Source organism: Caulobacter sp. Root487D2Y (assembly GCF_001427165.1).
GTDB lineage: Bacteria > Pseudomonadota > Alphaproteobacteria > Caulobacterales > Caulobacteraceae > Caulobacter.
The window spans coordinates 1,169,199-1,193,761 of sequence record NZ_LMFD01000001.1 but is presented as its reverse complement, the minus strand read 5'-3'; the positions used below and the strand labels follow the sequence as shown (position 1 = coordinate 1,193,761).

Below are 24,563 nucleotides of genomic sequence, written 5' to 3'. Positions count from 1 at the left end.
AGAGATCGCGTGAGCTTGCAACGCCGTGCCCGCGAACACTTGCCCCCACCTGACCGCTTCGCGGTCTGTCCGCCCCCATAGGGGGCGGAGGACGCGCGCGCCGCGCCGGGGGCGGAACCTCTTCCCCCTCTGGGGGAAGACGACCGCGAAGCGGTCCGTAGGGGGCAAGCGTTCGCCGCTCGAAGGGAAACAACTCAGTCCCAAACGCCTTTCCTAAACACCACCCGCCCCGGAGCCTCCCCATGACCCTCCCCGCCAAGCCCCCGGTTCCCGAGGACGTCCAGGACGCCGTGCGCACCCTGCTGCGCTGGACCGGCGAGGATCCGGGGCGCGAGGGGCTGGTCGACACCCCGTCGCGGGTGGCGCGGGCCTGGAAGGAATATTGCGAGGGCTATGGCGAGGACCCCGCCCAGCACCTGTCGCGGGTGTTCGAGGAGGTCGGCGGCTATGACGACATCGTGCTGCTCAAGGACGTGCCGTTCCAGTCGCACTGCGAGCACCACATGGCCCCGATCATCGGCAAGGCGCACATCGCCTACCTGCCGCGCGACCGGGTGGTGGGCATCTCCAAGCTGGCGCGGGTGCTGCACGGCTTCGCCCGGCGGCTGCAGATCCAGGAGCGCCTGACCGCCGAGATCGCCGACTGCCTGTGGGACAACCTCCAGCCCCTGGGCGTGGCCGTGGTCATCGAGGCCAGCCACGCCTGCATGAGCGGCCGGGGCGTGCGCACGCCGGGCGTGGCGATGAAGACCAGCCGGATGATGGGCGTGTTCCGCGACGACGAGCGCTCGCGGCGCGAGATCCTGTCGCTGATGGGCTTCTGAGGACCGGGCGGAAACTGCGCCGGACCCCGCCACGTTGAACCCGGAACATCCGTCGCGGAGCCCTGCCCCATGGAACTTCATCGCGGTCGCCTGGTCGACCACATCCACCTGCGCACCCAGGACCTGCCGGCCATGAAGCGGTTCTACAAGGCCGTGCTCGCGGTGATCGGCGTGCCCGTCGTCGAGGGCAGCATCCCCGGGCACGGCGACCACTTCTACGCCGACGAGCTGTGGGTCGATGTCGGCGAGCCGGCCAGCCACGTGCACCTGGCGTTCCAGGCCCCGGACCAGGAGACCGTCAGGCGCTTCCACGAGGCGGCCCTGGCCAACGGCGGGCGCGACAACGGCGGGCCGGGCGAGCGGCCCTACCACCCCGGCTACTACGCCGCCTTCGCCTACGATCCGGACGGCAACAACATCGAGGCGGTGTTCCACGGCCCGGCCGACCGCTCGGCCGACAGCGTGGTGATCACCTTCGAAATGCCCAAGGGCTGAGCGCCTCAGGCCCCCTTGGCGACAGGCTCGACCAGCATCAGGCCGTAGGCGGCGTCGCCGCCGTCGGTCGGTTGGGCGACGATCTGCACCGTGACGTCCTGGCCGGGCCGGTCGGGGTCGGCCTCGACCGTGTCGGTCGTGAAGCCGCCGACGACGGCGTAGAAGGCGTAGGTGTCGGCCAGCCCCACCGCCAGCCTGTCCTCCCCCTGCACGACCAGCTGCGAGGACAGCACCGTCTGATCCGGCGCGTCGGCCGCCTGGGCGGTGATCGTGAAGGTCGTCGGCTCGCCGACGGCGCTCGCCAGGGTGATCAGATCGGGGTCGTCGATCGGCGCGTTGACCAGCACGAACGACAGCACCTCGCCGGTCTTCTCGATCCGGGCGGTCAGCCCCCAGCCGCCGCCGGGCAGGCGCAGGGTGTTGGTGAACCAGGCGCCGCCCTCCAGCATGGCCGACGCATGGACCGTATAGGTCTTGACCGGCGGGACGATCACCACCCCCTCGGCGGCGACCGAGATCTGGCCGGAAAGCGCCTGGGTCTTGCCGCCCCCGCCCTTGCTGATCGCAAGCTGCGCGGACTGGTCCGTGGAATTGACGGCGGTGATCTGGGTCATGGCGGCGGCTCCCCCGAGGCTTCTCGCCCCCGGATATCACAACCCAGACAGGCAATTCACGTCTTTCTAGCGTCCCGCCTCGAACGCCTCGAACTCGCGCTCCAGCCGCCATTGCGCCGCGGCCTTGCGGCTGCCGGCCAGGAACCGGTCGCAAGCCGCGCCGGGCCTGGCGCAGGCGGCGACCGGCGCGCGGGGCGAGGCCCACAGGCTGGGGCCGGGCAGGAAGGAATATTCCAGGCTGGCGCGGGCGGCGGTCTTCAGGTCGGCGTAGGTCAGGCCCTGCTCGGTGGCGGCCCGCAGATACTCGTTGGTCAGGTCGATCCGCGAGACGCCCTCGTCGTCGGTGGACAGCACGAACGGCACCCCGGCCTTGCGGTAGAGGGCCAGCGGATGGTCGGCGCCCTTGACCCCCAGGATGACGTCGTTGCTGGTCAGGTTGATCTCGACCGCCACCTTGTCGCGGGCCATCCGGGCCAGGGTGGCCTGGGCGCCGTCCTCGTAGGCGATGTCGACGCCGTGGCCGATGCGGCTGGCGCCGGCCGTCTCGACCGCCTCGCGGACGTGGAAGCGCAGCTCGCGCGGCGTGACCAGGCCCAGGGTCAGCTCGCCGGCGTGCAGCGACAGCTTCACGTCCGGATACTGGGCGTGCAGGAACTGGAACATGCGCATGTGCAGCCGGTAGTCGGCCAGCGAGACCGGATGGTCCTCGGGCGCGACGATGTTGACGCCGACGAAGCGCGGATCGCCCTGGGCCAGGGCGAAGGCCGAGGCCAGCTGGGCGAAGACCACCGACGGCTTCAGGATGCGCCCGGCGAAGGCCTGATAGCCCAGCACCACGGCGCAGGGACCGGCGCGCGGCTTCTGGGCCAGGCAGCCCTGACGACGGTCGGCGTCGGCCTCGGCGGCGTCGAACTCCTGGCGGGCCTGGGCGACCATGGCCGGAAGCTTGGGCTTCACCGCCGCCAGGGCGCCGGCGAAATCATCGGTCCAGGGCGCGTCCTTGAACGACCAGGCCAGATCGGACATCGCCGTGGGGTTCACCGAGGTCTCGACATAGTCGACGGTGTCGCCGGCGGCGTATTCGCGGGCCACCGCCAGCATCGCGCCCAGCTTGCCGTCGCCCGCCGCCCCGAACCGGCCGAAGGTGGCGAAGAACTGGTCGTGGCCCGAGGCCATGGCCCCGTCGGCGCCCGGATCGTAACTTCTCATCGACAAGGCGTTGATCGCCCGGTTGTAGAGAGCCGTATCGGCCGTGGCCAAGCCCTTGGCCGAAACCTTGCCCGGCGCGTCGCACGGGCCCGTGGCGATGGCCGGGAGCACGTCGGTGGTGACGCACAGCCCGCCCTCGTCGGCCCAGGCCAGGAAGTCCTCGGCATAGGCCGCGCCGGACAGGTGGTTGTGAAGGTCGCCGCCCTTGGGCATGGCCCGCAGGAACAGCCGCAGCTGGGCCCGGTCCTTGACGATGGCGTCGAAGCGGGCGGCCGTGCGGGCCTCGGGAGACGGGGCCGGCCTTGGGGCCGGTTCGGCGGCGGCCGCGCCCGCGGTCAGCAGCAGAACGCCCAAGGCCGCGCCCGCCAGTCGTTTCACGCCGATCATCATCTCGCCCGCCCCTGCATGCCACCACCTCAAGGTGATTTGCATCGGCTGGCAAATCCAGTGCTTAACCGTCCAAGGCCCGAAACGGCGCGACGATCAGGCCACGGACGACACCGCCGCGACCTCGGGCGCCACCGACCAGTCGTGCAGCGGCAGGTTCAGCCATGGCAGCTGGGCGGCGCCGACCGGCTTTTCCAGCAGGTCGGTGACCGCCGGGCCGGTGACGAACGGCGCGTGCTGGTCCAGGCAGTGGTTCAGCTCGCGACGGGTGCGCACGTCGGTGATCCCCTGCCAGACCCCCTTTCGGCGATAGATCGGCGCGTCGCGCAGGAATCGGTTCACCGCCGCCAGCCGGGTCGGCTCGTCCGCCGTGGGCAGGACCAGGGTCACGCTGCTGGCCAGGTCGCCGGGCAGCTCCTCGATCTGGAAGGCCGGGTCGGTGACGCGCAGGTCCAGGCGGGCGAAGAACGGCTCAAGCGCCTTCTTGACCTGGGACAGGGCCGAGAAGGACGGGGCGCGCGGCGTATCGTAGACGGCGGCGGCGAGGCGGGCGCGCGAGCCCCGGGGCAGAGCCTCCAGGTGCGGCAGCAGCGCGGCCCGGGCCCCGGGCTTGACGATGGTCGAGAAGCTGATCGGGAAGAACATCACCCCCACCGGCACGGCGGCCAGGGCCTCCGCGGCGGCGGCCAGGGCCACGATGTCGTCCTCCGGCCGGTCGGCCTCGACCCGCGCCGGCGTCAGGCCGAAGGCGGCGGCGACCCGGGCCTGCCGCCAGACCGCCACGCTGCCGATGAACACTTGGCGCGGACCATGATAGACGCCGCGATAGCCGACCCGGGCGGGGGGACCGGCGCTTTCCTCGGGCGGCTCCAGGACCGCCAGTTCCTCCATGGTCGGCGCGCCGCAGACCGGTCCGCCCTGAGGCACGACCGAGCTGACTTCGGTGGGCGTGATGCGGCAGACGCGGCCGACGATCGAACCGTCGTCCTTGCCCTCGAGCAGGGCCTTCAGCTGGGCGCCGTGGATGCCGGCGAAGCGCATGACGTCGGTCTGGTCGCCCTCGAACATCAGCAGGGCGATGTCGCCCTCGCCCTTGTCGCCGAACAGCTTGAACTGCAGATCGCGCGCCAGGGCCTGCAGCTCGCGGGCGTCCAGCTTGGTGGCGCGCGGGTCGGCCAGCACGAACGAGAACGGCGCCACCAGCCCATAGCGGCGCGGCCACAGCCAGGTGGTTTCCAGATAGGCGCCGGCCACCTTGCCGACCAAAGCGGCCATGGTGTCGTTGTCCGCGAACCGCAGTTCGTCGCCCACGAAGACTTTCAAGCATGCGATCGCTGTCATGCCGGCAGGATGCGTGGGGAAGGTTAGCGGAATTCATCCGCGCGCCAGGAACCGGGCGCGACCGACTGTCGCGGAGGCGGCCTTGGCGCTAGGCGACCTTCAGCGGCAGGCCCTGGGCCGAGGCGGCGCCGATCGGGCTGGCCATCAGGTCGGTGATGGCGGGACCCGAGACGAAGCGCAGGCCGGCGGCCCGGCAGGCGTCCAGCTCGCGGGCGTCGCGCAGGCCGGTCACCCCTTGTCGAACCCCCTTGGCGCGGTAGGCGCTCTGGGCCGAGGCGAACTTGGCGATCGCCTCGATGCGCATGCGCAGGTCGTCGTCGGGCAGGGTCAGGGTGATGCTGGTGGCCAGGTCGCCCGGCAGCGTGCCGACCGGGAAGTTCGGCTCGGTGATGTTCAGGTCGATATAGGCGAAATGCGGCTGCAGGAACGCGCGGATCTGGCTCAGCAGGCCCAGCGAAGGCTCGCGCGGGGTGTCGTAGATCGTCGCCCCCAGACGCGCCTGCATGGCCATCGGATAGCGCGACAGCCGGCGCTTGTAGGCCTCCTGCGAGGCCGGGCTGGTCAGGTTCCAGAAGCTGAACGGCACGAACAGCATGCCCGCGTCGCCGGCCTTGGCGAACGAGGCCTGGGCGTCGTTCAGGCAGTTGAGGTCTCGGCTCAGCAGGGCGGCGTCCTCGGTGGGGCGCGGGCTCAGCAGATCGGACCGCAGGCCGATCATCGCGCCGACGAAGGATTCCGACGGCGGATGGTACACGCCCCACCAGCCTGTGGCGGGCGGGGGCGGCGGCTTGGGCTTTTCCGGCTGCGGCGGCGGCTTGGCGGTCGCCGGCTTGGCGACGGCGGCCAGGGTCGCCGATTGAGCGGGGTCCCTGGCGTCGGCCGTCGCGGCTTCGGCGGCGGGCTCGACAATGGGCTCGGCGGCGGACGCGGCGGGGGCGTCCTGGGCCGGGGTCAGGGCGGCCGCGTCGGGAGCGGCCCGCGGAGCTTCCTCGACCACGGCCTCGCTCGGGGCGCTGGGCACGGCGCGGATCTCTTCGGCGGTGATCACCTGGACGTGGCCGGGCGGTCCGGCATAGCCGCGGCCGGCGATCAGTCCCGCCAGCGCCGCCTGGGACAGGCTGGCGAACTGCAGGACGGCGGTCTCGTCGCCCTCGAAGGTCAGCAGGCAGACCTGGCCGGCTTCGCGGCCCGGGAACAGGCCGGCTTCCAGCTCGACGGCCAGGGTCTGCATCTCGGCCGGATCCAGGCTCTCGGCGCGGCTGTCGGCCAGCACGAAGGCCAGTGGCGCGACGGCGCCGTAGCGGCGCGGGGCCCTCCAGCGATGCTTGAGATACAGGTCCGCGGCAGCCTCCACCTGGGAGACCGGGATGCTCCGACCCGCCTCGGCGGTCCCGGCGACCAGAATTCTCAAGCACGCAATAGCCGTCATGGAGCCGGAAATTACGGGCGAAAGCTTGGCGAAAGCTTTACGGAATCATAGCTAACGCTATCTTTACCTCGAAGATCGGCATTCTTCGCGAAACTGTGACAATCGGGCGCGGAGTTGGGCGCAATCGCCCCGCCTACTCCTATCACACCATCATCCTCGGGCCTCGTTCCGAGGATGATGGTGGATGGGGAAACCCTAGGCGAAGGTTTCCTGCAGGCGGAAATCCAGGCGCTGCCTGACCCCTGGCCAGTCGGCGTCGGTGATCGAGAACACGGCGGTGTCGCGCACGTGGCCGGTCCAGGTGATCTTGTGGTTGCGCAGCACCCCTTCGCGGTCGGCGCCCAGCTTCTCGACCGCCGCCTGGCTGCGGCTGTTGCGGACGTCGACCATGAACTCCACGCGGATCGCGCCGGAGTCGAAGGCGTGGCCCAGCAGCAGGCGCTTGGATTCCGGATTGATCGGCCCCGAGCGCGCGTCGGGGTGCAGGAAGGTCGAGCCGACCTCCAGCCCCCGGTGCAGCTTGCGGATGTTCAGATAGCTGGAGGTGCCGACCACCTTGCCGTCGCTCAGGCGGCGGATGGCGAAGCCGATCCGCTCGCCGCGCTCGGTCTCGCCCTTCAGCGCGCCCCACCAGTCGGCGAACCCCTCGCCGCAGCCGTTGGTCGACATGATCTCCCAGCTGTCGGGATCGCAGTCGATCGCCCCCTTCAGTTCGGCGCGCAGGTCGCCTTGGGGGGTGATCGGTTCCAGCCGCACATAGCGACCTTCGAGGGGATGGATCTGGATGTTCATGCGCGGAACAATGGCCTCGACCAGCGCCGCCGCGCAAGGCCGGGCCGCGCGCGATCTGGCGCCCCATCTTTCGGTCAAGGTGGTTCTTGCGCCCGGCATGGCGTTGTGGAGAGTGAGGCGCGGCCCACGCTGCTGACACATCCTGACACGGCATTGCGCAAGTTTCGGGCGGCGGCGACGCGAGCGACCGCGTAACGACGACTCGCGGCCGCTCAAGGCCGCGACGCCGAGGGGAGAAGGCCATGATTTCGAACGCCCGACGGACCCGTCTGGGAGTCGCCTCGCTGTTGGCCGGACTGACCCTCGCCGCCCCCGCCTTCGCCGACGGCTCGGCGCCGGCGCGCCAGTCGCTGGACGACGCCTGGTGGACCGGACCCATCCTTGCCTCCGGCGCCTCGACCTTGCCCAAGGGCCGGGCCCTGATCGAGCCCTATCTGTACGACGCCAAGCCCTACGGGGTGATCGACGGCGAGGGCAAACGCCACGACGTCCCGGACTCCGACACCTTCGGCTCGCTGACCTACCTGTTGTACGGCGTCACCGACACCTTCACCGCCGGCCTGATTCCCCGCTTCGGCTACGCCAAGGCCGGCGGTCGGTCGAGCTCGGGCGTGCAGCTGGGCGACCTGACCGTCCAGGGCCAGTACCGCCTGAGCCAGTGGAAGGAAGGCGGCCGCACGCCGACGGTCTCGCTGATGCTGCAGGAGACCTTGCCCATCGGCCGCTACGACAAGCTCGACACCCGTCCCAACGACGGCTTCGGCAGCGGGGCCTACGCCACTACCGTGGGGCTCAATTCCCAGACCTATTTCTGGACGCCGAACGGCCGGATCCTGCGCACCCGCCTGAACCTGGCCTACACTCGCTCGGGCCACGCCGACGTCGAGGGCAAGAGCGTCTACGGCACCCCGACGGGCTTCGACGGCCAGGCCCGGCCGGGCGACTCGTTCAATGTCGACCTGGCGTTCGAATACAGCATCACCCGCCGGTGGGTGGCCGCCCTGGACATCGCCTATCAGCGCGACGCCTCGACCACGGTGTCGGGCGTCGACGGGGCGGGCGCGGCCTATGAGCGCCGCACGCCGGTCAGCCAGGCCCTGATCCTGGCCCCGGCGGTGGAGTACAATTTCAGCCCCGTCCTGGGCGTGATCGCCGGCGCCCGCATCGTCCCGGCCGGCCGCAACACCACCGCCTCGGTGACACCGGTGATCGCGGTGAACTACGTGCTGTAGGAGCGGGATAGCCCGGCCTGATCCGCTCCCTTCAGCCGTCATCCCGGACCTTGTGCCCGGGACCCCTGGTTCAGCTGACGGTGAGGAACAATGGCGCGTTGGCGCGCCACACCCCGCACCTGCGGCGGACAGAGGGGTCCCGGGCACGAGGCCCGGGATGACGGTTGTCAAGAGGAAGGAACCCCGCTTGCCGTCCGCGTCAGTTCGGTGCTAGCTTGCGTTCAAACAACTGTTTGACGCATAAGAACGGGACCGGGAAACGCCATGGATTTCGAAATCTCCGCCACCCAGCGCAGCTTCCTCGACCGCGTCACCGCGTTCATGGAAGAGCACATCGTTCCCGCCGTCCCGATCTACGAGGCCGAGATGAACGTGCTCGGAGCCGAGCGCTGGAAGGTCGTCCAGGTCGTCGAGGAGCTGAAGGCCAAGGCCAAGGCCGCCGGCCTGTGGAACTTCTTCATGCCGCCCCACAGCGGCCAGACCCATGTCGACGACACGTTCCAGTTCGAGGGCGTGCAGCTGACCAACCTCGAATACAGCCTGATCGCCGAACAGCTGGGCAAGATCGGCTTCGCGTCCGAGGTCTTCAACTGCTCGGCGCCCGACACCGGCAACATGGAAGTGCTGATGCGCTACGGCACGCTGGCGCAGAAGGAGCGCTGGCTGCGCCCGCTGATGAACGGCGAGATCCGCAGCGCCTTCCTGATGACCGAGCCGGCGGTGGCCAGCTCGGACGCCACCAACATCGAGACCCGCATCGAGCGCGACGGCGACCACTATGTGATCAACGGCCGCAAGTGGTGGTCCTCGGGCGTCGGCGACCCGCGCTGCAAGGTCGCCATCGTCATGGGCAAGACCGACCCCGACAACGCCAGCCGCCACCAGCAGCAGAGCCAGGTTCTGGTGCCGATGGACGCCCCCGGCATCGAGATCGTCCGCATGCTGCCGGTGTTCGGCTATGACGACGCCCCGCACGGCCACGCCGAGGTGATCCTCAAGGACGTGCGCGTGCCGGTCGAGGACGCCCTGCTGCTGGGCGAGGGCCGCGGCTTCGAGATCGCCCAGGGCCGCCTGGGCCCCGGCCGCATCCACCACTGCATGCGCACCATCGGCACGGCGGAAGTGGCGCTGGAAAAGATGTGCAAGCGCCTGATGAGCCGCAAGGCGTTCGGCAAGTACATCTCCGACCACTCGGTCTGGGAAGAGCGCGTCGCCGAGGCCCGCATCAATATCGAGATGTGCCGCCTGTTGTGCCTGAAGGCCGCCGACATGATGGACAAGGCCGGCAACAAGTCGGCCCGGCTGGAGATCGCGATGATCAAGGTGGCGGCCCCGCGCCTGGCGCTGAAGATCATCGACGACGCCATCCAGGCTCACGGCGGCGGCGGCGTCACCACCGACTTCGGCCTGGCCAAGGCCTATGCCGGCATCCGCACCCTGCGTCTGGCCGACGGCCCCGACGAGGTGCACGAGCGCACCATCGCCCGCATGGAATACGGCAAGTACGGCGATCTGGCCTACCAGCAGAAGGCCGAGCGCGAGCGCGCCCGCGAGGTGGCGGGGATCCGCTGATCCGCTGATCCGCGCCGACCGTCGCTGACCGACCAGGCCTCCCGGAGCGATCCGGGGGCCTTTTCGTTTACCCCTCACAACGGTCATCCCGGGCCGGAGGCCCGGGCGACGGCGGCTATTGCGGATAGGCGGACGAAGGGCCCCAGCCGCCGGCCGACTCCGGCGCGCCCGCCGCCGTCACCTGACCGCCGACCGGGATCACGAAGCCCGGCGCCCGGCGGGCGACGGGGATCGCCACCGACTGGGCCGGCGCGCGCGCGGCGCCCGCCGCGGTGTTGACGCACTGGGCGGTGTCGCTCAGGGCGTGCTGACCCAGGCAGAAGACGTCCTCGTACTGCGGACCGGCCACGGCCAGGCATTGGTACAGGTTCAGCTTGGCCATCTTCATGCAGTCGGCGCTCTTCTCCTCGCGCATGATGTTGTCGAGCCCGTCGACATGCTCGTCGTCGGCCGCGCCCAGCAACGCCAGGGCCGCCAGGGCCGCGGCCCGCACGGTCACCGGGGTGAAGACCGCCCCGCCCTCGCCGTCGCCGCCGAAGCCTCGACCGCCGTCGGGGGCCGTCGCCGCCTGGATCAACCGGCCGGCGTCGTCGGCGCCGGGACTGAAGAAGGCGGCCGACATCGCCTTGACCCGGGCCAGACGGCCGGCGCCGTCGGAGATCGGATCCTTGGACCAGTTCTGGTGCTGGATGTCATAGGCCGCCTGCTTGACCGCCCGGGCGGTGACGCCCAGCGGCGCGCCGCGGCTGAGCAAGGCCGCCTGGGCCCGGCCGGCGGCGGCCCCGACGCCCTCGATATCGATGACGCTTTCGGGATCGCTCTCCAGTCGGGCGACCAGAACCTCGGGCGGCGTGTCGCGCGTGGCTCGGCGGACGCCGTCGATGAAGGTCTGCTCCTGCAGGGCCGCGATGGCCCCGTAGGCGATCATGCCGGCCTCCAGTTGCTCGGGCTGGTAGGCCGAGCCCTTGGCCAGGGCGTCGGCGACGCCGCCGCCGTTCTCGAACGCGGCCGAGATGGTCCCGGCCCCGCGGGTGTAGGTCTCGAAGGCGCTGGCCGCGGCCACCACGTCGCGGGCCAGACTGACGCCAGGCTCGCCGCGCTCTTGGCGAGCAACCGCGAACCCGGACATGGCGATGACAGCGACGAGCGCCGTCGTCGCCCAAAGAACAGGATTTTTCATCTTGATAGCCCCGGACTGAACTTCAGCCCCACTAGACGTCCCTCAAGATCGAGCATTCCCCAATATTCCAAACGAATCGAGCGAAATGGTTCATGCAACGGACCATTTTACTGCGCGCTTTTGTCGCAGTAGGGTACTTTACGGAGACTAAGGCGGGTTTTCATCTATGGTATGTCGAGTAGTCGACAGTTTTATATTACGGTTAGCGCGGATTAACTGAGACCAAGACCTTATCCCGCCGGGATTTTACGGCCTAGCTTCGAACAGGATGACAGCGAAGCTTGGACGAACGGGGCCGTCGCTCCGGCGATCTCGGACTCATCCCGAGGACGCCGGGGCCAGGGGCGTGGGCAGGCTAGTTCCCCGCCGGAACCGGCGAACTCATCGCCGCCACGGCCTGGCCCGCCACCGGGATCATGAAACCCGGAACCGGACGCTGGGCCTGGGCCGGAGCGGCCGTCGGCGCCACGAACCCACCGGCCGCGTTGTTGACGCACTGGGCGGTGTCGATCAGGGCATGCTGGCCCAGGCAGAAGACGTCCTCGTAGTGCGGTCCAGCCACGGCCAAGCACTGGTAGAGGTTCAGCTTGGCCATCTTCATGCAGAAGCCGCTTTTCTCGTCGTGCATGACGACGCTCAGCTTGGCGACGTCGTCGTCGCCGGCCGCGCCCAGCACCGCCAGGGCCGCCAGCGCCGAGGCCCGCACGGTCACCGGGGTGAAGGCCGCCCCACCCTCGCCGCCGGAGCCGCCGGGCTCACGCGGCGCGGTGGCCGCCTGGATCAGTCGACCGGCGTCCTCGTCGCCAGGGTTGAAGAAGGTGGCCGACATCGCCTTGACCTTGGCCAGGCGGCCGGCGCTATCGGCGATCAGGCCCTTGGACCAGCCCTGGTGCTGGACGTCGTAGGCCGCCTGCTTGACCGCCTTGCCGGTGACGCCCAGCGGCGCGCCGCGCTTGAGCAGGGCCGCCTGGGCCCGGCTGGCGGCCGCCCCGACGCCGTCGATCTCCAGGACGCTGTCGGGATTGGTCTCCAGGCGCGCGATCAGCGCGTCGGCGGGCGTCTCGCGCGCCGCCTGGCGGACGCCCTCGATGAAGGCCTGCTCCTGCAGCGCCGCGATGGCGCCGTAGGCGATCATGCCAGCGTCCAGTTGCTCAGGCTGGTAGGCCGCGCTCTTGGCCAGAGCGTCGGCGACGCCGCCGCCGCTTTCGAACGTCGCCGGAATGGCTACGGCCCCGCGGGTATAGGTTTCGAAGGCGCTGGCCGCGGCGACGACGTCGCGGGCCAGACTGACGCCGGGCGCGCTCCGCTCCTGACGGGCGACGGCCCCTCCCCCAACAAGGGTGGCGGAGATGGCGACGGCGGCGACCAGCGCGGTCGTCGTCCAGATGACGGGATATTTCATGGTGATGGCCCCAGACCGAACTTGAGCCTATTGGGCGATCATCGCGGTTGATCACTCTCTAATATTCATACCAAATGACACGTTAATGTTCGTGTATTTGACCGTTTTTATCGCGCGTTTTGTCGCACCTAATCTTGATCAATAAATAAATTATCGAGTTCATATCACTAACTTTAGAAATGTCGGACACTCGACACTTTACGTTCGGCGGAATTTTATCGCGCGAAGATTGCGCGCGACACGCCTCACCCGCGCTTCCCGATGTTGCGACGCCGCCGATGACGACGTCCGAAAACCGCGAGACACCACCCCGCCCGGGGCTATGATCGAGCGCATGGACCTCGATCCCGACGTTTGCTACCGCGCCATCCAGACCCGCGACGCCCGCTTTGACGGCCGGCTGTTCGTGGCCGTCAAGACGACGGGCGTCTACTGCCGGCCGGTGTGCCCGGCCCGTACGCCGCTGCGCCAGAACGTCACCTTCCACGCCACCGCCGCCTCGGCCCAGGAGGCCGGCTACCGGGCCTGCCTGCGCTGCCGGCCCGAGACCTCGCCGCAGCTGGGGGCCTGGAACGGGGCGTCCAACACGGTGTCGCGCGCCCTGGCCTTGATCGAGGCCGGCGCTCTGGACTCTTCTTGCGAGAACGGGGGCGACGTCGAGACCCTGGCCGAGCGGGTCGGGGTCGGCGGACGGCAGCTGCGGCGACTGTTCCTGCAGCATCTGGGCGCCACGCCTATCGGGGTGGCCCAGACCCGGCGGGTGCTGCTGGCCAAGCAGCTGATCCACGAGACCGACCTGCCGATGGGCGAGGTGGCCCTGGCCGCCGGTTTCGGCAGCGTGCGGCGCTTCAACGAGACCTTCCAGCAGCTCTACGACCGCCCGCCCGCCGCCCTGCGCCGGCGAAAAGCCCAGTCCCTTCCCAACAGGCCGGCGCCCCCGGGAGAAGCCATCTCCCTGACCCTGCGCTATCGCCCGCCCTACGACTGGGACGGCATGCTGGCCTTCCTGGCCATGCGCGCCATCCCGGGCGTCGAGCTGGTCGACAACAACGTCTATCGCCGGGTCATCGCCCTGGACGGCGCGGCCGGGACCCTCGCCGTGACGCCGATCGACGGCGACCGGCTGAGCGTGGCGGTGCGGTTTCCCAAGCCCTCGGCCCTGCCCCGCATCCTGGCCCGGGTGCGGGGGGTGTTCGACCTTTCGGCCGATCCGATCGGCATCGGCGAGGTGCTGTCGCGCGATCCGGACCTGGCGCGGAAGGTGGCCCTGCGGCCCGGCCTGCGGGTGCCCGGCGCCTGGGACGGGTTCGAGCTGGCGGTGCGGGCGATCCTGGGCCAGCAGATCACCGTCGTGCAGGCTCGAAAGCTGGCCGGCGACCTGGTCGCGGCGCACGGCGAGCCGCTGTCCGAACCCTGGGCCGAGCCGGGCCTGACCCACGCCTTCCCCTCGGCCGAGCACCTGGCCGCCGCCGACCTTTCGGGCCTGAAGATGCCCGGGGCCCGCATCCGCTGCCTGTCGGCCATGGCCGAGGCGATCGCCCGGGATCCGAACCTGCTGTCGCCGACCGCAAGCCTGACGGAGATGGTCGCCCGCCTGCGCGCCCTGCCCGGCATCGGCGAATGGACGGCCCAGTACATCGCCATGCGCCAGCTGCGCGAGCCCGACGCCTTCCCCGCCGCCGACGTCGCCCTGATGCGCGCCCTGGCCGACGCCGACGGCGTTCGCCCTACTCCGGAAAAGCTCCTGGCCCGGGCCGAGGCCTGGCGGCCCTGGCGCGCCTACGCCGCCCTGCACCTGTGGGCCTCGCTGGCGGATGAAGGCGCGCCGCCGGTCCGGAAGATCAAGCGTGCGGCCTGAAGTGCTGACGCTCGAGGTCTTGCCCACCCCGATCGGCGAGATCGACGTGGTCACCGACGCCGAAGGGCGGCTGCGGGTGCTGGAATTCCACGACGAGCCCCTGCGGCTGGCCCGGGCCCTGCGCCTGCATCATCACGACCAGGCCGTGGAACCCGGCGCGGCGCCGGCGGCGGTGCGCGACGGGCTGGCCGCCTATTTCGCCGGGGAGCTGACGGCGCTGAAAGCCGTGCCCTGGACGATCGGCGGCACGGCCTTCCAGCGCCAGGTCTGGAACGGCCTGGTCGAGATTCCGTTGGGTGAAACGACCAGCTATGCCCGCCTGGCCGAACGGATCGGCCGCCCCCGCGCCGTGCGCGCCGTGGGCCTGGCCAACGGCGCCAACCCGATCGCCGTTGTCGTGCCCTGCCACCGGGTGATCGGAACCGGCGGCGCCCTGACCGGCTACGGCGGCGGGATCGCGCGCAAGCGCTGGCTGCTGGCGCACGAGGGGGTGAAGGCCTGATTCTTCGCCCCCCGCGGGAGAGGGAAATTACGACGCCCCTGTCGAAATCGGCCCTCCTGCCTCGTCCTTGGTGATGACCCGCCAGGAGCACGCCATGACCATCCCCGCCCTTGAAGCCCGAACCCTGTTGAACGGCCTGGTGATGGGCGAGTCGCCCCGCTGGTGGAACGGCCGGCTGTGGGTCTGCGACTGGGGCGCGCGCGAGCTGCTGACGGTCGACATGGCCGGCTGCCGCGAGACGATCGTCGCGGTCGACGCCCTGCCGTTCTGCATCGATCCCCGCCCCGACGACCGGCTGCTGATCAGCGCGGCCGGCCAGGTGCTGCTGCTGGCCCCGCACCGCCAGCTGAAGTCCCATGCCGACTTGTCGAGCCTATCCGACAAGCCCTGGAACGAGATCGTCGTCGTCGCCTCGGGAAAGGGCCGGGGGAACGCCTATGTCAACAATATCGGCTTCGACTTCCCGCACGGCGAGGTGACCACCGGGATCATCGCCCTGGTCACGCCGGACGGCGCGGCGCGCCAGGTCGCCGACGGCGTGGCGTTTCCCAACGGCATGGCGATCACCCCCGACGGCGAGACCCTGATCCTGGCGGAGTCCTACGGCCAATGCCTGACCGCCTTCGACATCATGCCCGACGGCGGCCTGTCGAACCGGCGAATCTGGGCGGAGGTCGACGGGCACCCGGACGGGATCTGCCTCGATGCCGAGGGGGCGGTCTGGTACGCCGACGTGCCGGGACGCCGCTGCGTGCGGGTCGCCGAGGGCGGCGCGGTCCTGGCCCGGGTCGACGTCGATCGCGGCTGCTTCTCCTGCGCCCTGGGCGGTCCCGACGGGACGACCCTGTTCATCGTCGCCGCCGACTGGCGTGGGCCCCAGGGCATGGGCCAGCCGTCGCGGACCGGCGTGGTGCTGACCGCCCGGGCCCCGGCGCCGGCCGCCGCCCGAAGCTACGGCTGAGCAACAATCAAACCTAGTGCTTGGTCCTCGTCCTTCGACAAGCTCAGGATGAGGACCATTGTGCAGGCCGTGCGGTAGAAAACCTCATCCCGAGCTTGTCGAAGGACGGGGTTTTCGCTTCCGAAGCCGAATGTCGATCAGGCTAGGACCGCACACCCCGCGTTGCCTCGCCCCGCGCAGCCCGTAAGATGGCGCCGTCCCGCGGAACCCTTAAGCGTCATGCAGCTGTCCCTCCCGACCACCACCTCCGTGCGCTGGCTCAGCTGGCTGCGGCGGCGGATCCGGTCCAGCGAGCTGTGGCTGATCGCCGTGGCCACCCTGATCGGGGCCGGGGCCGGAGCGCTGGCGGTGCTGCAGGCCAAGCTGGCCCACGGCCTGCAGATGCTGCTGTTCGCCATCGACATGGACCAGCGGCTCAGCGCCCAGAGCGTGATCGCCCCCTGGCGGCTGCTGGCCATCCCGATCGGAGGCCTGGTGCTGGGCGTGGCCAGCTGGGCCTGGCTGACATACCGGCCCAAGCCGGCGGTCGACCCCGTCGAGGCCAACGCCCTGCATGGCGGCCACCTGTCGATCCGCGACAGCACCTTCATCTGCGGCCAGACCCTGCTGTCGAACGGGGTCGGAGCCTCGGTCGGGCTGGAGGCCGCCTACGCCCAGGCCGGGGCGGCGATCGCCTCGTTCGCCGGCCAGCGGCTGAACCTGCGCCGGGCCGACATGCGGACCCTGGTCGGGGCCGGAGCCGGAGCCGCCATCGCCGCCGCGTTCGGCGCGCCCCTGACCGGGGCCTTCTACGCGTTCGAGATCGTCATCGGCGCCTACACCGTCGCCAACCTGGCGCCCGTGGCCGCCGCCGCCCTAGCCGCGGTGCTGGTGGCCGGGCGGATGGGCGGCTTGCCCTATCTGCTGAAGACCTCGACCCCGGCCGTGCAGTCCTGGTTCGACTACGGCCTCTACGCCCTGCTGGGCGTGGTCTGCGCCTTCGCCGGCATCGCCCTGATGCGGCTGGTGGCCTCGGCCGAAGGACTGGTCGGCAAGACCAAGCTGCCCAAGACCTTCCGCCCGATGGTCGGCGGCGTGGCCCTGGCGGCCATGGCGATGATCACCCCCCAGACCCTGTCCGCCGGCCACGGCGCGGTGCACGTCAACCTGACCGCCGACCTGGGCCTGCGGATGCTGGTGGTCCTGCTGGCCATGAAGGCGCTGGCCAGCGTGGTGTCGCTGAGCTTCGGCTTCCGGGGCGGCCTGTTCTTCGCGTCGCTGTTCCTGGGCGTGCTGGTGGGCCAGATCTTCGCGGCCCTGACGGTGTTCGTGCCCTGGCTGCCGTCGCTGGATCCGACGGTGGCGGCCTTGGTCGGCCTGGGGGCCTTTGGCGTCGCCGTGGTCGGCGGCCCCTTCACCATGTCGTTCCTGGTGCTGGAGGCCACGGGCGACTTCACCGTGGCCGCCGCCGCCCTGGTGGCCTCGCTGATCGCCAGCGCCATCGTGCGCGAGACCTTCGGCTACTCGTTCTCGACCTGGCGGCTGCACCTGCGCGGCGAGACCATCCGTAGCGCCCATGACGTCAGCTGGATGCGCCCCCTGACCGCCGGCCGGATGATGCGCAAGGACACCAAGACCATCCCCGCCGAGGCCACCCTGGCCGAGTTTCGCCGCCGCTATCCGTTGGGCTCGACCAAGCGGGTGGTGATCCTGGACGCCGCCGGCCGCTACGCCGGCATCGTCCGCACCGCCCTGGCCTACGCCCATCCCGACGACAGCGAGATGGCCGTGGCCTCCCTGGCCCTCTATGCCGACACCGCCCTGATGGCCGACCAGTCGATCAAGGAGGTCATGCGCGCCTTCGACCACACCCAGGCCGACGAACTGGCGGTGATCGACGTCAACCGCGAGGTGATCGGGATCCTGTCCGAAGCCTATGCGACCCGGCGCTACGCCGAGGAGCTGGACAAGGCGCGGCGGGAGCTGACGGGGGAGGCGGGGTAGCTTCGCGCCCTCATCGCCTCCCCGCGCGGAGCCCGCCGCGCCGCGACGCGTTTGATGTCCATCGCGGTTCGAGGTGGCGTCATGACCAGCAGTTTCAATTTTCGCCGGGACCTGATCACCCGGCCGATCCTGCAATGGGCGCGTGGCGTGATGCCGGCGCTGTCGCAGACCGAGCGCGAAGCCATCGACGCCGGCGACACTTGGTGGGACGCGGCCCTGTTCACAGGCGATCCGGACTGGAACGAACTGCTGGCCTTCCCCGCGCCCAAGCTGCGGCCGGACGAGCAGGCCTTCATCGACGGGCCGGTCGACACCCTGTGCGCCATGGTCAACGACTGGACGATGACCTGGGAGACCCGCGACCTGTCGCCGGAAACCTGGGCCTATCTGAAGAGCCAGAAGTTCTTCGGCATGATCATCCCGAAGGAATATGGCGGCCTGGGCTTTTCCGCCTACGGCCACGCCGAGGTCGTCCGCAAGATCGCCACCCGCTCAGCCTCGGCGGCGGTGACGGCGATGGTGCCCAACTCGCTCGGCCCGGGCGAGCTGATCATGAAGTTCGGGACCCAGGCCCAGCGCGACCACTGGCTGCCGCGCCTGGCCGACGGGCGCGAGGTGCCCGCCTTCGGCCTGACCAGCCCCGAGGCCGGGTCCGACGCCGGGGCCATGGTCGACGAGGGCGTGGTCTGCCACGGGACCTGGCAAGGCAAGGAAGTGCTTGGCATCCGGCTGAACTGGCACAAGCGCTATATCACCCTGGGACCGGTCTGCACCGTGCTGGGCCTGGCCTTCAAGCTGCGCGACCCCGACCACCTGCTGGGCCAGGTCGAGGACATCGGCATCACCTGCGCCCTGGTGCCCACCGACACGGCGGGGGTCGAGATCGGCCGCCGCCACCTGCCCGCGTTCCAGACGTTCCAGAACGGACCCAACTGGGGCAAGGACGTCTTCATCCCGATGGACCTGGTGATCGGCGGCGCCGAGCGCGTGGGCCAGGGCTGGATGATGCTGATGACCGCCCTGGCGGCCGGGCGCGGCATCTCGCTGCCGGCCATGTCTGGCGCGGCGGCGGCGTTCAGCGCCATGACCACCGGCGCCTACGCCCGGATCCGCAGCCAGTTCCACGTGCCGATCGGCAAGTTCGAGGGCGTGCAGGAGCGCCTGGCCCGCATCGCCGGCAACGCCTACCTGCTGGACGCCGGCCGCCGCCTGACCTGCACGGGCCTGGACCTGGGCCATCATCCCTCGGTGATCTCGGCCTTGCTGAAGTCGGGCGCCACCGAACGCATGCGGATCGTCATCAACGACGCCATGGACGTGCACGGCGGCAAGGCGGTGATCGAGGGCCCGCGCAACTACATGGGCTCGCAATACCGGGCCATCCCGGTGGGCATCACGGTCGAGGGCGCCAATATCCTGACGCGCAGTCTGATGGTGTTCGGCCAGGGCGCGATCCGGGCCCATCCGTTCATGCTGCGGGAGATCCTGGCGATCGGCGAGGCGGATCGGACCAAGGGCCTGGCCGAGTTCGACGCGGTGTTCTGGAAACACGTGGCCCACGCGGTCCGCACCGGCCTGCGGGCCTGGGGCCGCAGCTGGACGGGCGGGCTGATCTCGCCCGCGCCGGACGCCGGCCGGGCCAGCCGGTTCTATCAGCGGATGGGCCGCTACAGCGCGGCCTTCGCCTTGACGTCCGACATCGCCCTGCTGACCCTGGGCGGGGCGCTGAAGCGCAAGGAGATGCTGTCGGGGCGACTCGGCGACGTCCTGGCCGAGCTCTATTTCCTGTCGGGCGCCCTGAAGCGCTGGGAGGACGAGGGCCGTCAGGACGCCGATTTCCCGCTGCTGCAATGGTGCATGGACACCGGCTTCGCCACCATCGAGCAGCGCTTCGACGAGGTGTTCGCCAACCTGCCCAACCGACTGGCCGGCTGGTTGCTGCGGGCGGCGATCCTGCCGCTTGGGCGGCATCGTCGAGGTCCGTCGGACCGCACGACCACCGCCTGCGCCGAGCTGCTGCTGGCGCCGTCCGAGACCCGCGACCGGCTGATCGAGAACGTCTATGTCGGCGGCAAGGACGAGGCGGTCGGCCAGCTGATCGACGCCTTCGAGCGGGTCGTCGCCACCCAGCCGATCCACGACCGCCTGCGCGCCCAGAAGATCCGCCACTGGAAGGACGGGGTCGAGGGCGGCTGGGTCACGGCCGACGAGATCGCGGCGCTGGAGGCGGCCGACAAGGCCGTGGCGGCGGTGATCGCGGTCGACGACTTCGCCCACGACGGACTGGCGACGCGAGTGGCGGCCGAGGTCCGGGCGGCGACGCCGGCGGCTGTGGGCGACGGCGCGCCGCGTCCGCGACTGGACCTCGAGGAGCACCGCACGTTCAGCGGGGTGGGGCCGTAGTCGTTCAGTCCCTCCCCCTGTGGGGGAGGCGATCGCGCAGCGATCGGTGGGGGGAGTTTTAGATCGTTGATCCGGGCTGCACCTGCCTGCCGATCACTCCCCCCACCGTCGCCCTTCGGGCGACACCTCCCCCACAGGGAGAGGGTTCAAAACTCTCCGCTTGATTTATAATATAATTGCAACCACCTTCCCCGCCGCCGCCTCGACGCGGCGCGTCGTCGGGAGAGAACCTCATGCGGGGCAGCCGCTTCACCCTGGCCGCCATGGCCGCCAGTCTGCTGAGTCTGAGCGCGGTCCCCTCTGGTGTCGCCCAGGCCGCCGAACCACCGATCTATCTGGGCGTCGACATCTCCTACGCCAACGAGATGGACGATTGCGGCGCGGTCTACACGTCCGGCGGCCAGCGGGTCGACCAGTTCCGGTTCTTCAAGTCGGCCGGCGCCAACGTGGCGCGGATCCGCATCTGGAACGATCCGGACTGGACGAAGTATTCCAACCTGGCCGACGTCAAGCGCAGCATCCGGCGGGCCAAGGACGCCGGCATGCAGGTGCTGCTCGACTTCCATTATTCCGACGACTGGGCCGACGGCGACAAGCAGATCGCCCCCAAGGCCTGGGCGAAACTCTCCACGCCCGACCAGGCCAAGGCGCTGTACGCCTTCACCCACGACACCCTGGTCGCGTTGAACCGCGAGGGCCTGACGCCCGAGCTGGTGCAGGTGGGCAACGAGACCAACGGCGAGATCGTCTCCAGCCTGGCCAAGGCCAAGGAGCCCATCCACTGGGACCGCAACGCCCTGCTGTTCAACGCCGGGATCAAGGCCGTGCGCGACGCCGGCCGCGAGACCGGGACCAAGCCCCGGGTGATGCTGCACATCGCCCAGCCCGAGAACGTCGAGCCCTGGTTCGCCGCCGCGACCAAGGCGGGCGTCACCGACTACGACATCATCGGCGTCAGCTACTACAGCAAGTGGTCCAAACGCTCGATAGCGGAGCTGGGCGCGACCATCAACCGCCTGCGCCACGCCTACGCGGCCGACGTGCTGGTGGTCGAGACGGCCTATCCGTTCACCACCGACAACGCCGACAGCTCGCCCAACCTGCTGGGCGCGGACTCGCTGATCGCCGGCTATCCGGCCACCCCGGCCGGCCAGGAGAGTTACCTGGTCGACCTGACCCAGCTGGTGCTGGCCAGCGGCGGAACGGGCGTCTTCTACTGGGAGCCGTCCTGGCTCTCGACCAAGACCTGCGGCACCCGCTGGGGCAAGGGCTCCAACTGGGAGAACGCGGCGGTGTTCGACTTCAAGGGCCAGGCCCTGCACAGCGCCGAGGGCTGGCTGAAGCACGCCTATGTCCTGCCGGTCGAGGTGACGTTCAAGGCCAAGGTTTCGGGCGAGGCCGCCTTCATCGACGGCGACTTCCTGGGCGGCGTCGGGCCCCGTCCGATGGTCCGGGAGGGCGACGCCTTCGTCTACCGCACGCGCCTCATGCCGGGGACCTCGGTGACGGTGGCCACGGCGGCGACGGCGGCTGGGGTGGCGGATGCGCCGGCCGTGACGGCGACGGTGGGGCGGAGAGCCAGCGTGGTGCGGGTGGAGGAGTAGATGCTCGGTCCGGTCATCCCGGCGGCGACAGGATGACCGGACCGACGGCTTCTATTTCGCGGGAACCATGAAGCGGATCGGAATGACCACGCGACCGCCGCCCACCGGATGGCCGTCGAGCGTGGTTGGGCTCATCTGGAAGCTGGGGGTGAGGTCGAGGGCGGCCTGGCCGAAACCGGCCCCCTCCGGCGCTTCCGTACGGATCACACAATTCTCCAGGCGCCCGTCCCGGGCGACTTCGCAGCCGATGGCCGCCCGCCCCTCCTGCCCGGCCTTGGCCGCCGCCGCCGGATAGACACGCGCCAGGTCAGCGCCGGTCGGCCTCTCGATCCAATCGGGCTTCACGATGGTCGGAGCCGGCGGCCGCGGATTGGCCGCCCAGACGGCGCCGGCGCCGACCAGGGCCAGGCCGCCGATCAGGGCGGCCCCGAAGACCTTGCGAGCCGGGGAGACGGAAGGCGTATTCAACATGGCGACTCTCTCCTTCAGGGGATGGGGACCGACCGCCGGCCAATGGCAACCGAACGGCACGGCGTGGGAAATCATCAGGGTGTCGAGCAGGGTCTCGGCATAGACGCGCCGGTCATCCGGGTGACGGGTCACGACGGCCTCGTCGCAGGCGATCTCCTGGTCGACCCGCATGCGGCGCACCGCCACGTGGACCAGCGGGTTGAACCAGCACAGGCAGCGCAGGGCGGCGGCCAGGGCGTTGATCGCGGCGTCGCCGCGCTCCAGGTGCACGCGCTCGTGGGTCAGCACCACCCGGCGGGCCGCGCCCGCGAAGCGCTGCTCGAAGTCGCCGGGCGCCACGATGCGGGGCCTCAGGACCCCAATCACGGCGGGCCCGACATCCAGGCGCGCGGCGAGCAGCAGGCCGCTGTCGGCCTGCGACGGGGTCAGCGGCCCCAGCGAGGCCACGAAACGTTTCTGGCGCACGATCAGCACGCCCAGCGCCACGACGGCTCCCGCCATCCAGACGGCGATGATCAGCCCCGGCAGGACCGGCGCGCGGTGGACCAGGGGCGCGGCGCTCTTGGCGGCGGCCAGGGCCAGGGTCGTCACCGGCGCCAGGGCCTGGGACGGCGCGTGGGCAGGCAGGAAACTGGCCGCCAGGCAGACCGGTGCGACCAGCCACAGGACGTAGGCGGCCAGGGCGCCGAAGCGGGCGCGCACGGGGCGGCGCAGGATCAGGACCACCAGAATGGCGGCCACGAGGGCGAAGTTGGCGCGCAGCAGCGCGGCGAGGATCAGGGCGCTCATTTGCCGATCTTCTCGATCAGGGCCTTCAGCTCGGCGATGTCCTGATCGCTGAGCTTGTCGCCGTCGGAAAGGTGGCTGACCAGCGGAGCCAGGCGGCCGTCGAACAGCCGGTCCAGCAGGCCCTGGCTTTCGGACTGGACATAGGCCTGGCGGGAGATCGCCGGCGAATAGAGATAGCGCCGCCCGTCCGCCGTGGCGGTGATGGCCTTCTTCTTCAGAAGGCGACTGATCAGCACCTTCACGGTTCCCTCGGTCCAGCCCTGCGGCTCGCCGACCTCGCCGATGATGGCTTCGGAGGTCAGGGGGCTGCGCTTCCATAGCGCCTCCATGACGACGCTTTCGGCGGTGCTGATCTTCATGACGACCTCACGATGACAAACGTCAACGATCTGACGTTGACGTTTGTCATCGTGATTGTCAACAGGCGCTCAAAGACGATGCGCGCAAACGCAGGTTGTCATCCCGGAAGCCTCGGAGAGGCTGTCCGGGACCCAGGACAGCCGTGTGGAGGAGGCCCTTACTTGTATTCCAGGCTCGGGTACCAATCGCCGCCGCGCCCCTCCGGCGTCATGTCCAGGAAGTTCCACAGCGGCACCAGGTCCGGGGCGCCGCGCGGGTCCTGGCCGGGGTCGGCGCTGTCGCCGGTCATCTCGCCGGACCAGAAGTGGCGGATCGTTCCGTCCTGGCGGGTGAAGACATTGTAGGCCGGGATCTCGTCGCCGTTCGGCAGCAGGCCGAAATAGTCGCGCGAATAGTTCCCGTTCAGGTCGGTGTAGAGCCGCAGGTTGCGCCAGCCCCGTTCCTTCTTGAAAGCGACAAGTCTGTCGAGCGGCGAGCGGGCCACCACCGCCAGCGACATCCGCTGGTCCAGGTCGGCGGCGTTGGCGTCCAGCGGTCCCAGCAGCGCCGTGCACATCGGACAGGGCCGCTCGCGCTGGGGGCCGAACATGAAGCTGTAGACGCCCAGGGTCTGCTTGTCGCGGAACAGGCCGGCGAAGTCGACGGACCCTTCCTCGCCCTCGAACCGGTAGTCGCCCGTCACCGCCCCGCCCAGCGGCAGGGCGCGGCGCTGTTCGGCCACGCGCTCGAGGTGGCGGCGCAGCTCCAGCTCCTCGGCCAGCAGGGCCGTGCGGGCGGCGCGGTATTCTGGACTTTCGTTGGGGAACCGCACCGGGCTTCGCGCGGCAAGCTCGACGGCGGGGGTGAGGGTGACGCGGGCGTCCATGAGGGCGACCTCCATGTGGGGTGCGCCATCATAACCCCTGAAGGCGACGCCGGGTTCTCCAAGCGGCCTTTTTGCCACGGTTTCACCGCCTTCGACGTGGCCAGACTTGTCATGTGTGATTGATATGATAAATAGCAATTCCGCCCGGTGCTCGACGCTGGGACGGGAGCGCTCGCCAGAAGCGCGCCGGCGCGAACCTCGCGCCCACCTCCACCGGCCGCCCTTTTTCGCGCCGGCGAGTTCACCGCATCACAAACACTGAGCAGCCGCGTCGCCACGAACGCGGCGCC

General features: G+C 70.0%; 20 protein-coding genes. 10 read left to right on the top strand and 10 right to left on the bottom strand.

Annotation, left to right across the window (positions count from 1 at the left end; all coding sequences use genetic code 11):
- The first annotated feature begins 242 nt into the window (after positions 1 to 242).
- Together folE and ASD38_RS05295 are read left to right on the top strand one after the other, a co-directional pair.
- A complete protein-coding gene (gene folE / locus ASD38_RS05300; protein WP_056434976.1) occupies positions 243 to 824 on the top strand; it encodes a GTP cyclohydrolase I FolE in 582 nt (193 codons plus the stop codon).
- A gap of 69 nt (positions 825 to 893) precedes the next feature.
- A complete protein-coding gene (locus ASD38_RS05295) occupies positions 894 to 1,319 on the top strand; it encodes a VOC family protein (RefSeq protein ID WP_056458184.1) in 426 nt (141 codons plus the stop codon).
- A 5-nt stretch (positions 1,320 to 1,324) separates the two neighbouring features.
- Here ASD38_RS05295 and ASD38_RS05290 read toward each other — a convergent pair whose 3' ends face one another.
- The 5 genes from ASD38_RS05290 to ASD38_RS05270 all read right to left on the bottom strand — a co-directional run bounded on the left by ASD38_RS05290 (position 1,325) and on the right by ASD38_RS05270 (position 7,091).
- Positions 1,325 to 1,933 (bottom strand): hypothetical protein, encoded by a 609-nt coding sequence (locus ASD38_RS05290; protein WP_056458181.1) that lies wholly within the window; start codon positions 1,931 to 1,933, stop codon positions 1,325 to 1,327.
- 66 nt (positions 1,934 to 1,999) lie between these two features.
- On the bottom strand, positions 2,000 to 3,529 hold the full coding sequence (locus ASD38_RS05285; RefSeq protein ID WP_082560677.1) for an adenosine deaminase family protein: 1,530 nt from the start codon (positions 3,527 to 3,529) through the stop codon (positions 2,000 to 2,002).
- A gap of 96 nt (positions 3,530 to 3,625) precedes the next feature.
- Complete coding sequence (locus ASD38_RS05280) at positions 3,626 to 4,852, bottom strand: hypothetical protein (protein WP_235523761.1); 1,227 nt, start codon at positions 4,850 to 4,852, stop codon at positions 3,626 to 3,628.
- A 106-nt stretch (positions 4,853 to 4,958) separates the two neighbouring features.
- A complete protein-coding gene (locus ASD38_RS05275) occupies positions 4,959 to 6,281 on the bottom strand; it encodes a hypothetical protein (RefSeq protein WP_235523760.1) in 1,323 nt (440 codons plus the stop codon).
- Between the two features lie 213 nt (positions 6,282 to 6,494).
- Positions 6,495 to 7,091: a GNAT family N-acetyltransferase gene (locus ASD38_RS05270; protein ID WP_056434985.1), complete on the bottom strand. Its 597-nt coding sequence runs from the start codon at positions 7,089 to 7,091 to the stop codon at positions 6,495 to 6,497.
- A 242-nt stretch (positions 7,092 to 7,333) separates the two neighbouring features.
- Here ASD38_RS05270 and ASD38_RS05265 point away from each other — a divergent pair, with 242 nt between their 5' ends.
- Both ASD38_RS05265 and ASD38_RS05260 read left to right on the top strand, forming a co-directional pair.
- Positions 7,334 to 8,323 (top strand): transporter, encoded by a 990-nt coding sequence (locus tag ASD38_RS05265; RefSeq protein WP_056434987.1) that lies wholly within the window; start codon positions 7,334 to 7,336, stop codon positions 8,321 to 8,323.
- 264 nt (positions 8,324 to 8,587) lie between these two features.
- Entirely contained in the window at positions 8,588 to 9,895 is a 1,308-nt protein-coding gene (locus tag ASD38_RS05260; RefSeq protein ID WP_056458174.1) for an acyl-CoA dehydrogenase family protein, read from the top strand.
- Between the two features lie 115 nt (positions 9,896 to 10,010).
- On the opposite strand, the gene ASD38_RS05255 is transcribed toward ASD38_RS05260, so the two are convergent.
- Positions 10,011 to 11,024: a hypothetical protein gene (locus tag ASD38_RS05255; RefSeq protein ID WP_235523759.1), complete on the bottom strand. Its 1,014-nt coding sequence runs from the start codon at positions 11,022 to 11,024 to the stop codon at positions 10,011 to 10,013.
- A gap of 406 nt (positions 11,025 to 11,430) precedes the next feature.
- On the bottom strand, positions 11,431 to 12,477 hold the full coding sequence (locus ASD38_RS05250; protein ID WP_056458168.1) for a hypothetical protein: 1,047 nt from the start codon (positions 12,475 to 12,477) through the stop codon (positions 11,431 to 11,433).
- A gap of 334 nt (positions 12,478 to 12,811) precedes the next feature.
- Between ASD38_RS05250 and ASD38_RS05245 the strand changes: the two genes are divergently transcribed.
- The 6 genes from ASD38_RS05245 to ASD38_RS05220 all read left to right on the top strand — a co-directional run bounded on the left by ASD38_RS05245 (position 12,812) and on the right by ASD38_RS05220 (position 21,788).
- Complete coding sequence (locus ASD38_RS05245; protein ID WP_056458311.1) at positions 12,812 to 14,335, top strand: DNA-3-methyladenine glycosylase 2; 1,524 nt, start codon at positions 12,812 to 12,814, stop codon at positions 14,333 to 14,335.
- The gene (locus ASD38_RS05240; RefSeq protein ID WP_082560670.1) at positions 14,325 to 14,837 is read left to right on the top strand and encodes a methylated-DNA--[protein]-cysteine S-methyltransferase; all 513 of its coding nucleotides are present in this window, start codon (positions 14,325 to 14,327) and stop codon (positions 14,835 to 14,837) included. The genes ASD38_RS05245 and ASD38_RS05240 overlap by 11 nt, the downstream gene beginning before the upstream one ends.
- Before the next feature lie 94 nt (positions 14,838 to 14,931).
- Positions 14,932 to 15,798 carry an SMP-30/gluconolactonase/LRE family protein gene (locus ASD38_RS05235; protein WP_056458308.1) on the top strand — a complete coding sequence of 289 codons (867 nt, stop codon included), beginning with the start codon at positions 14,932 to 14,934 and terminating at the stop codon, positions 15,796 to 15,798.
- A 219-nt stretch (positions 15,799 to 16,017) separates the two neighbouring features.
- Positions 16,018 to 17,781 carry a chloride channel protein gene (locus tag ASD38_RS05230; RefSeq protein ID WP_056434998.1) on the top strand — a complete coding sequence of 588 codons (1,764 nt, stop codon included), beginning with the start codon at positions 16,018 to 16,020 and terminating at the stop codon, positions 17,779 to 17,781.
- Positions 17,782 to 17,862: 81 nt separating this feature from the next.
- Complete coding sequence (locus ASD38_RS05225) at positions 17,863 to 20,184, top strand: acyl-CoA dehydrogenase (RefSeq protein WP_056458164.1); 2,322 nt, start codon at positions 17,863 to 17,865, stop codon at positions 20,182 to 20,184.
- A 233-nt stretch (positions 20,185 to 20,417) separates the two neighbouring features.
- A complete protein-coding gene (locus tag ASD38_RS05220) occupies positions 20,418 to 21,788 on the top strand; it encodes a glycoside hydrolase family 53 protein (protein ID WP_056458162.1) in 1,371 nt (456 codons plus the stop codon).
- A 51-nt stretch (positions 21,789 to 21,839) separates the two neighbouring features.
- Here ASD38_RS05220 and ASD38_RS05215 read toward each other — a convergent pair whose 3' ends face one another.
- From ASD38_RS05215 to ASD38_RS05205, 3 genes are all read right to left on the bottom strand, one after another.
- Positions 21,840 to 23,048 (bottom strand): TonB family protein, encoded by a 1,209-nt coding sequence (locus ASD38_RS05215; protein WP_056458159.1) that lies wholly within the window; start codon positions 23,046 to 23,048, stop codon positions 21,840 to 21,842.
- Positions 23,045 to 23,407 (bottom strand): BlaI/MecI/CopY family transcriptional regulator, encoded by a 363-nt coding sequence (locus ASD38_RS05210; RefSeq protein WP_056458157.1) that lies wholly within the window; start codon positions 23,405 to 23,407, stop codon positions 23,045 to 23,047. The genes ASD38_RS05215 and ASD38_RS05210 overlap by 4 nt, the downstream gene beginning before the upstream one ends.
- Positions 23,408 to 23,565: 158 nt before the next feature.
- Positions 23,566 to 24,273: a DUF899 family protein gene (locus ASD38_RS05205; RefSeq protein ID WP_056435009.1), complete on the bottom strand. Its 708-nt coding sequence runs from the start codon at positions 24,271 to 24,273 to the stop codon at positions 23,566 to 23,568.
- Positions 24,274 to 24,563: the final 290 nt, after the last annotated feature.